Here is an 11,983-nt window from a genome sequence, read left to right on the forward strand (position 1 = left end):
ACCCCTTCCCTCTGTCGGTGAACACTTCGAACTGCAAATTCCGTTTCCTCGCGAGAGCACGAAGCTCTCGTATCAGAGCCTCACGCTTCATCTCCCCTATCCCCCCAGCAGGAAGAATGCGCACATTTTTGTGCGCGTTACAAGTCTTGCCGAAGGAGCGGCCGCGCAACCGAAAGAGAGTTTGCGTCATGTCTGACATCGCAACCTATAACTTCGCCTATCTCGACGAGCAGACCAAGCGGATGATCCGCCGGGCGATCCTCAAGGGCATCGCCATTCCCGGCTACCAGGTGCCGTTCGCGTCTCGCGAAATGCCGATGCCCTATGGCTGGGGCACCGGCGGCGTGCAGGTGACGGCCGCGATCATTGGCCCTGAAGACGTGCTCAAGGTCATCGACCAAGGTGCCGACGACACCACCAACGCGGTGTCGATCCGTGCCTTCTTCCAGAAGGTCGCCGACGTTGCCGTCACCACCGAGACGGCGAAGGCGACGATCATCCAGACCCGCCACCGCATCCCCGAGCATCCGCTGACCGAAGGCCAGACGCTGGTCTACCAGGTGCCGATCCCCGAACCGCTGCGCTTCCTCGAACCGCGCGAGACCGAGACGCGGAAGATGCATGCGCTCGAGGAATACGGGCTGATGCACGTCAAGCTCTACGAGGACATCGCCCGGCACGGCCGCATCGCCACGACTTATGCCTATCCGGTCAAGGTCGAGGGCCGCTATGTGATGGACCCCTCGCCGACGCCCAAGTTCGACAATCCGAAGATGCACATGTCGCCCGCGCTCCAGCTGTTCGGCGCCGGGCGCGAGAAGCGCATCTATGCCGTGCCGCCCTTCACCAAGGTGGTCAGCCTCGATTTCGAGGACCATCCGTTCGAGATCCAGACCTTCGACCAGCCCTGCGCGCTGTGCGGGGCCGAGCAAGTCTATCTCGACGAGGTCATCCTCGACGACAAGGGCGGGCACATGTTCGTCTGTTCCGACACCGACCATTGCGAGACGCGCCAGGCCTGCGGCCATCGCGGCCACCTCTCGCCCGATATCCTGGAGCCTGCCCAATGACCGACGAACCGCTTCTGCGCGTCACAGCACTATCCAAATATTACGGCTCGCGCATCGGCTGCGAGGACATCTCCTTCGACCTGTGGCCCGGCGAGGTGCTGGCCATCGTCGGTGAATCCGGCTCAGGCAAGACCACCTTGCTCAACTGCCTGTCGACGCGCCTGTTGCCGACGTCGGGCACCGCCAGCTACCGCATGCGCGATAACCAATGGCGCGACCTCTACCGCATGAGCGAGGCCGAGCGCCGCTTCCTGATGCGCACCGACTGGGGTTTTGTCCATCAGAACCCGGCCGACGGCCTGCGCATGACGGTATCCGCCGGCGCCAATGTCGGCGAACGACTGATGGCCATCGGCGACCGCCACTATGGCAACATCCGCGCCACCGCAGTCGACTGGCTCGGCCGCGTCGAGATCGACGAGGAGCGCATCGACGACGAGCCCCGCGCCTTCTCCGGCGGCATGCGCCAGCGCCTGCAGATCGCCCGCAACCTCGTCACCGGCCCGCGCCTGGTGTTCATGGACGAGCCGACCGGCGGCCTCGACGTGTCGGTACAAGCGCGCCTGCTCGACCTTTTGCGCGGGCTGGTCACCGACCTTGGGCTCGCGGCCATCGTCGTCACCCACGACCTCGCCGTGGCGCGGCTTCTATCGCAGCGCATGATGGTGATGAAGGACGGCCACGTCGTCGAAGCCGGTCTCACCGACCGCGTGCTCGACGATCCGCGCGCGCCCTACACCCAGCTTCTCGTCTCTTCGATTCTTCAGGTGTAACCATGGCCACTCCCCTCATCGTCTCGGAGGTCTCCAAGGCCTTCACCATGCACCTGCGCGGCGGCATCCGCCTGCCGGTGGTCGCCAATGTCTCGTTCTCGGTCAGGGCTGGCGAATGCGCCGTGCTCGGCGGCCCCTCGGGCGCCGGCAAGAGCTCGATCCTGAAGATGGTCTACGGCAATTACGGCGTCGACCAGGGCCAGATCATCGTCGATCACCACGGCCAGCTTGTCGACCTCGCCACCGCCAACCCGCGTACTGTGCTTTCGGTGCGCCGCGACACCATCGGCTATGTCAGCCAGTTCCTGCGCACCGTGCCGCGCGTCTCGGCACTTGATGTCGTCGCCGAGCCGCTGGTCGCCCGCGGCACCGAACGCTCCGAGGCCCATGCCCGCGCCTCGGAACTGCTCGGCCGGCTCAACCTGCCGGAGCGCCTGTGGAGCCTGCCGCCCGCCACCTTCTCCGGGGGCGAGCAGCAGCGCGTCAACATCGCCCGCGGCTTCATCACCGACCATCCGGTGCTGCTGCTCGACGAGCCGACGGCCTCGCTCGACGCCACCAACCGTGAAGTGGTGATCGGCCTGATCGAGGAGAAGAAGCTGAAGGGAGTTGCCCTGCTCGGCATCTTCCACGACGCCGACGTGCGCGAGGCGGTCGCCGATCGCATCATCGACGTCACCACATTTGCCGCCGGAAAGGCTGCCGCATGAGCCGCAAGCTGTCCGAACAGCCCTGGATCCATCCCAGCGCCGAGGTGACACAATCGACGCTTGGCCGCTGGACCGAGGTTTCAGAGCGCACCCGCATCAGCGAAAGTTCGCTCGGCGACTACTCCTACGTCATGCAGGACTGCAGCCTGTGGTGCACGACGGTCGGCAAATTCTCCAACATCGCGGCCGCCGTGCGCTGCAACGCCACCAACCACCCAACCTGGCGGCCGACGCTGCACCACTTCACCTACCGCGCCTCCGACTACTGGGAGGACGCGACACACGAGACCGAGTTCTTCGAGTGGCGCCGCTCCAACGCGGTGACCATCGGCCACGATACCTGGCTCGGCCACGGCTCGACGGTGCTGCCGGGCGTTACCGTCGGCGACGGTGCGGCGGTCGGCTCAGGCGCGGTCGTCACCAAGGACGTCGCGCCCTACACCATCGTTGCCGGCGTACCGGCCAAGCCGCTGCGCGAGCGCTTCGACCGCAAGACGGCGGACCGCTTCCAGGCGCTTGCCTGGTGGGACTGGGATCACGCCAAACTACGCGTCGCCCTCGACGACTTCCGCAACCTCTCGGCGGAAGAGTTCCTGGAAAAGCACGGAGGCTGAGGAGCCCTCACCCCGCCAGGAAGAACTGGATCGCGATCATGTTGACCAGGTCGACGAAGAACGCCGAGACCAGCGGCAGGATGACGAAGGCGTTCGGTGACGGTCCATAGTGCTTGGTCACCGCCGTCATCGACGCAATGGCGGTGGGCGTTGCGCCGAGCGAAAGGCCGGTGAAGCCGGCGCTCAGCACCGCCGCCTGATAGTCCCTGCCCAAAAGCGGAAACAGCACGACCAGGATGAAGACCACCGCGAGCATCGCCTGCATGGCGACGACGACCAGCAGCGGGCCGGCAACCCCGGCAAGTGTCCAGAGCTGCATGCTCATCAGCGACATGGCGAGGAAGGCCGAGAGCGAATAGTCCGAGATCAGCGACATTGCCGGCGAGCGCGCCGGCCATGGCATGCGCGGAAAGATGTAGGGGATCGTGTTCGACAATACGACACCCATGATCAGGCAAGGCACGAACAACGGCAGCTTCACACCCATCGCCGTGATCGGTCCGTGAACCAGATAGCCAAGCACCACGGCGACGTTGACCAAAAGAAGCGCCTGCATGAAGTTCGACTTGTCGATCGGCGCGGCCTCCGCCCGGGCGACAGCTGCTTCGCCCTCGGGGCCGCTCGCATTGGTTGTCAGCTTGCCGCGCTCGATGAGGAACTTCGCCACCGGTCCGCCGAGGACGCTGGCGACGATCAGCCCAAGCGTCGCCGCGGCGGTGCCGACTTCAAGGGCAGTGGGAAAGCCATGCTCGGCCGCGATCGCCGGCGCCCAGGCAATGGTGGTGCCATGGCCGCCGACAAAGGCAATCGACCCCATGATGACGCCTGCAGCAGAGGGCAGTCCGAACAGCCAGGCGCCGAGCGTGCCGACGCCATTTTGCAGGAAGACAAAAAGCACCGTCAGCACGCACAACACAATCAGCGCCCGCCCACCGACCAGCAAGTCGGCCAACCGCGCATTCACGCCGACGGTGGCAAAGAAGATGACCAGCAGCCTGTCGCGCGTGGTCATCTCGAAGACGATCTCCGTGCCCGACAGCTTGTAGAACGCCCAAACGGCCGCTGCCGCGAGAAACCCGCCGGTGACCGGCTCGGGAATGTTGTAGTTGCGCAGGAACGCAACGTGGCGGTTCAGCAGCACGCCGACGAAATAGACGATGATGCCGAGCGTGAGCGTCAGGAAATCGGGCGAAACGAGAATATTGTCGGCCATGGCCATCCGAGCTTCGCGTGGGCACCCGAACGAAGGTGCCGGATCGGACGATCCCGATCTCCCCTAGCCATCAACCTTGCCCGGAAAAATTCCGAGAGCAATCGGAATTACAGCTCGGCCCTGCCAGGTTATGCGCAATGGTCAGCGATCGTGAACTTGATCCCCCTCCCCCTTGTGGGGAGGGATTAGGGGTGGGGGTGCTGCCGAACACCAACCTTCGAGACAACAAAAAAAGGCCGCGCACAGCGCGGCCTTTTTCATTCCTTGAATGCGTCCTGCGATCAGGCTTCCTGGATCGCCGAGAGCTGCCAGTCGCCGCCGCTCTGGCGCACGAAGGTCCACAGCTCGGTCGTCTCGGTCGGCTCGTTTTCGTCGCCGTCCACCACTTCGCCGGTCGTGCGATTGCGCGTCACGTCGATCGACGAATAGTTCATCGCCGCCGTGGCGTAGTCGCGGTCGCCTTCGTTCCAGCTTTCGGCGATGTCGGCCTGCAGGAGCTGGACGTTGGTCACGTCGTTACGCACGCCGTTCTGCGCGTTGTCGGCCAACTCTTCCGAGAGGTAAGACACCATCTCCGGCGTCACCAGGCGGCGCAGCGCCTTGTGGTCCTCGCGGCCGAAGGCTTCCTGCACCTCGGTCAGCATGCGCTGGAAGGTGTCGAGGTCTTCACCGGATACGGTGATCTCCTGGGTGACAGGCTGCTGCGGCGCTGCGTTGGCACGGCTGCCGCCGATGCTCGGAATGCTGAACGAGCGGCTGCCGCCATTGGCCTTGCCGCCTTCATCGGACGGTGCCGCATCACGGTAGTTGAAGTTGCCGCCGCCCGAATTGAAGTTGCCGCCACCGGCGCCGGCGCCAGCCATGGCCGGGCCGGCGTTGGACGCCTGCCGCGAGCGGAAGAAGCGCAGAGCGAGCCAGATGGCGCCGCCGATCAAAAGCACCTGCATCAGCATGCCGAACATGCCGGCGAGGCCGCCAAAGCCCTGGCCCATCATCATGCCGAGCAGGCCGCCCATCAACAGGCCGCCGATCATCGCGCCGCCGAAGCCGCCGAAGAAGCCGGGGCGCTGCTGCGCGGCGGCACCCGGACGCGCGGCGTTGGTGGCGGCCGGATTGGCCGACTGGCCGGTGTTCGGGGTCATCGAGCGCTCGACCGGCGCGGTCGGCTGCGGTGCTGTGCGGGTCGGCGGTGCCGACTGGAAGGTGCGCGCTCCCCTGCTGCCGAAGCTGCCGCCGCGACGCGCATCGGCCTGGTCGACGGCCACCATGGAGAATGCAAGGAACAACCCTGCGAACAGTGTGGCAAAGCGGGTCGTTCTGGACATCGTCATCGGCGGTTCCTCGTAGAGCGGTAATGTCGATCCTCATATAATGACTAACAACTGTAGTGTCAGGGTTTGAACGTCAAGTTTTGGCAGATTCTTGCCGAAATCCGCCAAGACATTGATTTATAACAGTTTTAGTCGCAGCTCAGGCGATCATTTGCCGCCCTGCCGAGGCGCTTTGCGGCTACGCCGGTCAAACACAGGATGCGATCGAGTGCAGTGCCCTCTGCCGAGGGGGTGGCATCACGCGACCTTTGGCGATCCGCTTTTCAGGGGGTAACCGCTTCGCTAACGCCTTCCAGACAGAGCCATTTATGCTTGCTGTTCGGCCAGTGGAGCATGACCGGCGCCGGGAACTCCTGATCCTCCAGACAGCCGACCGAGACCGACAGTGCGGCCGTCAGCGCTTCTGCCCGCATGAAGACGACCGACCCGCAGGTGACGCAGAATGTCTGCTCCAACCATTGTCCAGACGAGCCGGCTCGCCGCCAGGATCTGGTTTCCCCTTCCTGGCTGACGACGGCGGCATCGGCATAGATGGCCCGATAGGAAAACGCAGCACCGGTGCATCGCTGGCACTCGGTGCAGCTACAGGCATAGACGCGTCGCGGCTCTCCAGCGAGGACGAGTTTCACGCTCCGGCATGAGCAGGTCGCAGTACGCCTCGTCTCGCCGTCATACATTCGGGTCGCCCCGGTCGAGCAGAGTTCGAACAATGGACGAGCCCATGCGGCCCGCGCCGAGCACGCAGACATTTGATTTCACGATGATTTCTCCGACAAGCGAATGCCCCTCGCAACGAGGGGCGGGTTTATGTTTGGCGCGCGCTTGGTCCGAACATATGTACTGTCACCGCGTTGAGAAGTACGCACCTTGAAGTAAGCTACTGATATCATGACAGGAGTTGCCAGATGAGGCGCAAGGAACCGGACAGTTGCGGTTTTGCCGCCGCGATGCAGGCCATCGGCGGCAAGTGGAAAACCTCGTTGCTGTGGGAATTGCACCTGCGGCCGCACCGCTTTGCTGAACTGCGTCGGCAACTGCCCGGCATCAGCGAGAAGGTGCTGACGCAGCAATTGCGGCAGATGGAGGCCGACGGGCTGATCAGCCGGCGCGCCTATGACGAGGTGCCGCCGCGCGTCGAATACTCCATCACGCCGCTCGGCTTGAGCCTGAACGACGCCGTGACCGCGATGTCGGCATGGGGCAAGCAGCACGAGAGCTGGAAAGATCAGCGCCAAGCGGCCTGACGCGGCCAAGCAGTGCACCTGCCAACGCTAGATCTCCGGGTGATTCTCCGCCGAGGCGTTCAGCGGCTGCGGCCGTCGAACGGGATGCGCTTGAGCGTCGTCAGATCGATCTCTTCAATGCAGCGTACATTGATCGCCGCCGTCTTCTCTCCACTCGGGCTGACACCCATGCCGAACGGCGCGCAGCCGCAGTTCGGGCAGAACATGTGGTCGATGACATGCTTGTTGAACTTGTAGGTCGCAAGCCGCTCCGGCGGCGTGGTGACGGTCAACTTGTCGCGCGGCACGAACCACAGCAGGTAGCCCTTGCGGCTGCAATGCGAGCAGTTGCATTCGATCGCACTTGCCGGCTCGCCCTCGACCTCGAACGAGACATTTCCGCAGTGGCAGCTTCCCTTGGCCATGAGCCATCTCCTCCTCGTGATTGACTTGCGCGCAAGGCTTAGCGCCCGTCCCATGGCCTGACAATCGCCACCGTCAAACGACCGCAACAGCAGCTCGCGCGACGCCGAATTGCGAGATGGGATTCCCGAAAAGAGTGAAATTCGCCCTGAAAAGCGGCGTTTTTCGCGCTCCGGCCTGTGCATCGTAACAAAACTGACATGGTCCCGACATTGCAGCTTCACGTCCCGGGTCTAGGCCCATCGCAGACAAGGGCGAAAAAGCCCGACGGGACAGGGAAGCCAAGATGCTCGAAATCCGCAACGTGACGCGCCGCTTCGGCAAGAATGTCGCCGTCAACGGCGTCAACCTCCAGATCCAGCAAGGCCAGATGGTCGGCATCATCGGCCGCTCCGGCGCCGGCAAGTCGACCCTGCTCAAGACCATCAACCGCCTGATCGACCCGAGCCAGGGCTCGATCGTCTTCGACGGCACCGAAGTGTCGTCGCTGCGTGGCACCCAGCTACGCCGATGGCAGCGCGACTGCGCCATGATCTTCCAGCAGTTCAACCTCGTGCCGCGCCTCGACGTGCTGACCAACGTCCTGCTCGGCCGCCTCAACCACCGTTCGACAGCGCTCAACCTGCTTTCGATCTTTTCGCGTGAAGAGCGCATCCGGGCGATCGCCGCGCTCGAGCGCCTCGACATCGCCCGCACCGCGCTCCAGCCGGCAGGTACGCTGTCGGGCGGCCAGCAGCAGCGCGTCGCCATCGCCCGTGCGCTGATGCAGGAGCCGAAGCTGATCCTCGCCGACGAGCCGATCGCCTCGCTCGACCCGCTCAACGCCAAGGTGGTGATGGACGCGCTGCGCGACATCAACCTGCGCGAAGGCATCACCGTCATCACCAACTTGCACACGCTCGACACCGCCCGCACCTACTGCAACCGTATCATCGGCATGCAGGGCGGCGCGGTCGTGTTCGACGGCGCGCCTGAAGACCTCACCATAGAGGCCGTCCGCCTCGTCTACGGTGCCGACGCCGACGGCACCGAGATTTCCGAAGCCATCACCTCGACCAGCATCCGCCCGGTCAAGGTCAGGGTTCCCGTATCCGCCGCACCCCTCGAACCGGCCTACGCCCCGGTCTGAGACTGCCCGCGTTCGTCTCGCCCGCGTCAAGGGCCAGCAATCAGCAACCCGCAATGACCCGGCATGCCGCCGGGCCGAACTGGAGACATGTCATGTTCAAGAAAGCACTTCTGGGTGCCGCTTCGCTCGCCGTGCTGGCGATCGGTTCGGCCAATGCTGCCGACCTCAAGGAATTCCGCATCGGCCTGATCGGCGGCGAGAACGAAGCCGACCGCCTGCGCAACTTCCAGTGCCTCGTCGACCAGCTGCCCAAGGCCATCGGCGTCGAGAAGGTGTCGCTGTTCCCGGCCGCCGACTATGACGGCACCATCCAGGGCCTGCTCGGCGGCACGCTCGATTACGCCGAGCTCGGCGCTTCGGGCTATGCCAAGATCTACCTGCAGAACAAGGACGCCGTCGAGCCGATCCTGACCACCGTCCAGACCGACGGCGCCACCGGCTACTATTCGATCATGGTCGCCAAGAAGGATTCGGGCATCACCAAGCTCGAAGACCTCAAGGGCAAGAAGCTCGGCTTCGCCGATCCGGACTCGACCTCGGGCTACCTGATCCCCGTCACCTCGCTGCCCAAGGACCTCGGCGGCACCGCCGTGAAGGACTATTTCGCCGAGACCGGCTTCGGCGGCGGCCATGAGAACCTCGTCCTCGAAGTGCTCAAGGGCACCTTCGACGCCGGCACGACCTTCGGTTCGGGCGTTGGCGAATTCAAGGACGGCTACACCTCAGGCAACCTGAAGAAGATGGTCGACAAGGGCATCCTCGACATGGACGACCTGGTCGAAGTCTGGAAGTCGCCGCTGATCCCGAACGGCCCGATCGTCGTCCGCACCTCGCTCGACGCCGACATCAAGACCAAGTTCAAGGACTACATGATCAACCTGCCGCAGACCGATCCGGCCTGCTTCTCGGCCATCCAGGGCGGCGACTTCAAGGGCTTCACCGAAGTGACCCCTGAGTTCTACCAGCCCGTGATCGACGCCCGTAAGGCGCAGATCGGCAGCTAAGCCCCAAGCCTCCCGGACGCGCCGCGAGAAACACGCGGCGCGTCCCTTTTTATCCGGGATCGGACGGAACCCTCATGACAATGCCCCTCTCGGAAGCCGGCCTCGCGGTCGAGCAGCACTGGCGCGAGCTCGCCGGCCGCCGCCGCCTCTACACGGCTGGCGGCCTGTTCTTCCTCTTCATCGCGCTGTCCGGATCGCTGTGGTTCGCCAATGACAGCAATGCCGGCAAGTTCTTCGACCGGCTGCCGCATTTCTTCGATTTCGTCGACCAGCTGATCCCGCGCGACGGCTTCGAGGTCTGGCGCGCCATGTTCGACCTGCCCTCACCCTATGCCGACGGAAGCCTGAAATTCGACTACCCCGAAGGCCGGATGTACCTGTTCGGCTCGTTCTACATGCCCGAATACGTCTACAAGATGCTGGAGACGATCAACATCGCGCTCGTCTCGACGCTGATCGGTTTCGCCTTCGGCTTCCTGCTCTGCTTCCTCGCGGCCTCCAATCTGGTGACCCAGCGCTGGCTGCGCTTCTTCGTTCGCCGGTTCCTCGAAATCCTGCGCGCCTTTCCCGAGATCGTCATCGCCGGCTTCTTCCTGGCGGTGCTCTCCATGGGCGCCATCCCGGCGATCATCGCCGTGTCGCTGCATACCGTCGGCGCACTTGGAAAACTGTTCTTCGAAGTGGTCGAGAACGCCGACATGAAGTCCGACGAAGGCCTGCGCGCCGTCGGCGGCAACTGGCCCGAGCGCGTCTGGTTCGGCATCGTGCCGCAGGTGATGCCCAACTTCCTGAGCTACGCCCTGCTGCGCCTCGAGATCAATGTGCGCGCCTCGACCATCATCGGCGCGGTCGGCGGCGGCGGCATCGGCGAAGCGCTGCGCCTGTCAATCAGCCGCAACCACGAAGCCAAAACCATCGCCATCATCCTCCTCCTGTTCTGCACCATCGTTGCGGTCGACCAGTTCTCGGCCTGGCTGCGCAAGAAGCTGGTCGGCGAACAGGCCTTCGCCTTCGGTCGCGGGGAATAATCATGACCACCCTTTCCATGACCGACATGCAGGCAATCGCCGACCGCCATCCCGGCGTCGTCACCGGCTCCTGGCGCAAGAGCCTGATCGGCTGGGCCGTAAGCTGCGGCATCGTCGCCTATCTCGCCTTCGCCTGGTGGTTCTTCGCCGTCGGCGCCGTGCTTTCGGCCGGCAACTGGGGCATCGCCGGAACCTATCTCGCCGACTGGGTCAGCTACGAGATCCGTCCGCAGGTCGAGTTCGAGGATGGCCGCCTCGATGTCAGCTATTCACGCTTCTCGTCCTATCGCGCCGACCGCCATCCCGACTGGCTCGACATCACCCAGCCGGCAGGTGCCACCATCGCCGGCAACAAGGCGCCGGCCAGCAGCGTCGTTGCCCATATCGGAACCGCTACGACGATCGACATCGCGCCCGAGCGGGTCGTGGTCAGCCATGGCGGCGAAACCCTCGACGTGACCATCGTGCCGGGCCAGAGCATTTCGGTCACCGGTTCCCTGCCAGCCTGGGCGACGCAGAAGGCGCCGGGCCAGAAGATCCTTGCCGATTTCGGCTTTGCCGGCGGCCTGCAGATCGACGAGGACGACGTCAAGATTCGCCACCGCTTCTTCGGCTGGGAGAACTTCGTCTTCGACGCCAACTCGCCCTTCTGGGGCAAGTCGACGAGCGAAGTGTTGACGTTGATCTCGTCGGGCGAACGCCTCGACCCCAACAGGTCGAACGCCGCCCTTGCCTGGGACAACATCGTCAACAACTCGGAATGGCAGCATGGCGACGTCTGGCTCAAGCTCGCCCAGACCATCGTCATGGCCTTCGTCGGCACGCTGTTCGCCAGCGTGATCGCGTTCCCGCTGGCATTCCTTGCGGCGCGCAACATCACCCGCAACCGCTTGGTCAACCAGGTCGCCAAGCGCTTCTTCGACTTCCTGCGTTCGGTCGACATGCTGATCTGGGCGCTGTTCTTCACCCGCGCCTTCGGGCCCGGGCCGATAGCCGGCATCTCGGCGATCTTCTTCACCGACACCGGCACCTTCGGCAAGCTCTACTCCGAGGCGCTGGAAAACATCGACGACAAGCAGCGCGAAGGCATGCGCTCTGTCGGCGCCTCGCCGGCATCGGTCCAGCGCTATGGGGTCGTGCCCCAGGTGCTGCCGGTGCTGATCAGCCAGTCGCTCTATTTCTGGGAGTCGAACACCCGCTCGGCCACCATCATCGGCGCCGTCGGCGCCGGCGGCATCGGCCTCAAGCTCTGGGAAGCGATGCGCACCAATTCGGACTGGGAAAACGTCGCCTACATGGTGCTGCTGATCCTCGTCGTGGTGTTCATCTTCGACAATATCTCGACCGCATTGCGCCAACGCCTGATCGGCAACAAGGCCAGCCACTGAACAAAAGTGGCCGACCCTTGCAAAGCCAAGAAAGTCGGCCACTACTTCGTCAAACTGTCACGCAAATCATCTATCGC

The 11,983-nt window shown here is 64.1% G+C and carries 13 protein-coding genes; 9 read left to right on the forward strand and 4 right to left on the reverse strand.

What is annotated here, in order from left to right:
* The first annotated feature begins 188 nt into the window (after window positions 1-188).
* From ACSQ3E_RS04065 to ACSQ3E_RS04080, 4 genes are read left to right on the forward strand one after another with little or no spacing between them, the layout of a single operon-like run.
* Complete coding sequence (locus ACSQ3E_RS04065; protein ID WP_436121706.1) at window positions 189-1,070, forward strand: alpha-D-ribose 1-methylphosphonate 5-phosphate C-P-lyase PhnJ; 882 nt, start codon at window positions 189-191, stop codon at window positions 1,068-1,070.
* The gene (phnK, locus tag ACSQ3E_RS04070; RefSeq protein ID WP_108607205.1) at window positions 1,067-1,843 is read left to right on the forward strand and encodes a phosphonate C-P lyase system protein PhnK; all 777 of its coding nucleotides are present in this window, start codon (window positions 1,067-1,069) and stop codon (window positions 1,841-1,843) included. Before ACSQ3E_RS04065 ends, phnK begins: the two co-directional genes overlap by 4 nt.
* A 2-nt stretch (window positions 1,844-1,845) precedes the next feature.
* On the forward strand, window positions 1,846-2,553 hold the full coding sequence (phnL, locus tag ACSQ3E_RS04075) for a phosphonate C-P lyase system protein PhnL (RefSeq protein WP_436121707.1): 708 nt from the start codon (window positions 1,846-1,848) through the stop codon (window positions 2,551-2,553).
* Entirely contained in the window at window positions 2,550-3,167 is a 618-nt protein-coding gene (locus ACSQ3E_RS04080) for a DapH/DapD/GlmU-related protein (protein WP_436121708.1), read from the forward strand. Before phnL ends, ACSQ3E_RS04080 begins: the two co-directional genes overlap by 4 nt.
* A 7-nt stretch (window positions 3,168-3,174) precedes the next feature.
* Here ACSQ3E_RS04080 and gltS read toward each other — a convergent pair whose 3' ends face one another.
* The 3 genes from gltS to ACSQ3E_RS04095 form a co-directional block, all read right to left on the reverse strand.
* Window positions 3,175-4,380 (reverse strand): sodium/glutamate symporter, encoded by a 1,206-nt coding sequence (gltS, locus tag ACSQ3E_RS04085; RefSeq protein ID WP_436121709.1) that lies wholly within the window; start codon window positions 4,378-4,380, stop codon window positions 3,175-3,177.
* 281 nt (window positions 4,381-4,661) lie between these two features.
* Window positions 4,662-5,711: a Tim44 domain-containing protein gene (locus tag ACSQ3E_RS04090; protein ID WP_436121710.1), complete on the reverse strand. Its 1,050-nt coding sequence runs from the start codon at window positions 5,709-5,711 to the stop codon at window positions 4,662-4,664.
* 263 nt (window positions 5,712-5,974) lie between these two features.
* Window positions 5,975-6,388: a GFA family protein gene (locus ACSQ3E_RS04095; protein WP_436121711.1), complete on the reverse strand. Its 414-nt coding sequence runs from the start codon at window positions 6,386-6,388 to the stop codon at window positions 5,975-5,977.
* A gap of 228 nt (window positions 6,389-6,616) precedes the next feature.
* Between ACSQ3E_RS04095 and ACSQ3E_RS04100 the strand changes: the two genes are divergently transcribed.
* Window positions 6,617-6,955 carry a winged helix-turn-helix transcriptional regulator gene (locus ACSQ3E_RS04100; protein ID WP_436121712.1) on the forward strand — a complete coding sequence of 113 codons (339 nt, stop codon included), beginning with the start codon at window positions 6,617-6,619 and terminating at the stop codon, window positions 6,953-6,955.
* Window positions 6,956-7,014: 59 nt separating this feature from the next.
* Here the strand turns inward: ACSQ3E_RS04100 and ACSQ3E_RS04105 are convergent, their stop codons facing one another.
* On the reverse strand, window positions 7,015-7,359 hold the full coding sequence (locus ACSQ3E_RS04105) for a GFA family protein (protein ID WP_395450396.1): 345 nt from the start codon (window positions 7,357-7,359) through the stop codon (window positions 7,015-7,017).
* Window positions 7,360-7,643: 284 nt separating this feature from the next.
* On the opposite strand from ACSQ3E_RS04105, the gene phnC reads away from it, so the two are divergent.
* From phnC to phnE (ACSQ3E_RS04125), 4 genes are all read left to right on the forward strand, one after another.
* On the forward strand, window positions 7,644-8,486 hold the full coding sequence (phnC, locus tag ACSQ3E_RS04110; RefSeq protein ID WP_436121713.1) for a phosphonate ABC transporter ATP-binding protein: 843 nt from the start codon (window positions 7,644-7,646) through the stop codon (window positions 8,484-8,486).
* A 92-nt stretch (window positions 8,487-8,578) separates the two neighbouring features.
* Window positions 8,579-9,490, forward strand: a complete 912-nt coding sequence (gene phnD / locus ACSQ3E_RS04115; protein WP_436121714.1) for a phosphonate ABC transporter substrate-binding protein — start codon at window positions 8,579-8,581, stop codon at window positions 9,488-9,490.
* A gap of 74 nt (window positions 9,491-9,564) precedes the next feature.
* Window positions 9,565-10,518, forward strand: coding sequence for a phosphonate ABC transporter, permease protein PhnE (phnE, locus tag ACSQ3E_RS04120; protein ID WP_436121715.1), 954 nt, complete (start codon window positions 9,565-9,567; stop codon window positions 10,516-10,518).
* 2 nt (window positions 10,519-10,520) lie between these two features.
* Window positions 10,521-11,906, forward strand: a complete 1,386-nt coding sequence (gene phnE, locus ACSQ3E_RS04125) for a phosphonate ABC transporter, permease protein PhnE (RefSeq protein WP_310322051.1) — start codon at window positions 10,521-10,523, stop codon at window positions 11,904-11,906.
* Window positions 11,907-11,983: the final 77 nt, after the last annotated feature.

It is taken from the genome of Aminobacter sp. LjRoot7, from assembly GCF_964252895.1.
Lineage (GTDB): Bacteria > Pseudomonadota > Alphaproteobacteria > Rhizobiales > Rhizobiaceae > Aminobacter > Aminobacter aminovorans_B.

Bases quoted from the DNA above. Each gene is read 5' to 3' on its own strand.
- ACSQ3E_RS04105 (WP_395450396.1), bottom strand. From the start codon at position 7,359: ATGGCCAAGGGAAGCTGCCACTGCGGAAATGTCTCGTTCGAGGTCGAG.
- gltS (WP_436121709.1), bottom strand. From the start codon at position 4,380: ATGGCCGACAATATTCTCGTTTCGCCCGATTTCCTGACGCTCACGCTC.
- phnL (WP_436121707.1), top strand. From the start codon at position 1,846: ATGGCCACTCCCCTCATCGTCTCGGAGGTCTCCAAGGCCTTCACCATG.
- ACSQ3E_RS04080 (WP_436121708.1), top strand. From the start codon at position 2,550: ATGAGCCGCAAGCTGTCCGAACAGCCCTGGATCCATCCCAGCGCCGAG.
- ACSQ3E_RS04065 (WP_436121706.1), top strand. From the start codon at position 189: ATGTCTGACATCGCAACCTATAACTTCGCCTATCTCGACGAGCAGACC.
- ACSQ3E_RS04095 (WP_436121711.1), bottom strand. From the start codon at position 6,388: ATGTATGACGGCGAGACGAGGCGTACTGCGACCTGCTCATGCCGGAGC.
- ACSQ3E_RS04100 (WP_436121712.1), top strand. From the start codon at position 6,617: ATGAGGCGCAAGGAACCGGACAGTTGCGGTTTTGCCGCCGCGATGCAG.
- phnK (WP_108607205.1), top strand. From the start codon at position 1,067: ATGACCGACGAACCGCTTCTGCGCGTCACAGCACTATCCAAATATTAC.
- phnC (WP_436121713.1), top strand. From the start codon at position 7,644: ATGCTCGAAATCCGCAACGTGACGCGCCGCTTCGGCAAGAATGTCGCC.
- ACSQ3E_RS04090 (WP_436121710.1), bottom strand. From the start codon at position 5,711: ATGACGATGTCCAGAACGACCCGCTTTGCCACACTGTTCGCAGGGTTG.
- phnE (WP_310322051.1), top strand. From the start codon at position 10,521: ATGACCACCCTTTCCATGACCGACATGCAGGCAATCGCCGACCGCCAT.
- phnE (WP_436121715.1), top strand. From the start codon at position 9,565: ATGACAATGCCCCTCTCGGAAGCCGGCCTCGCGGTCGAGCAGCACTGG.
- phnD (WP_436121714.1), top strand. From the start codon at position 8,579: ATGTTCAAGAAAGCACTTCTGGGTGCCGCTTCGCTCGCCGTGCTGGCG.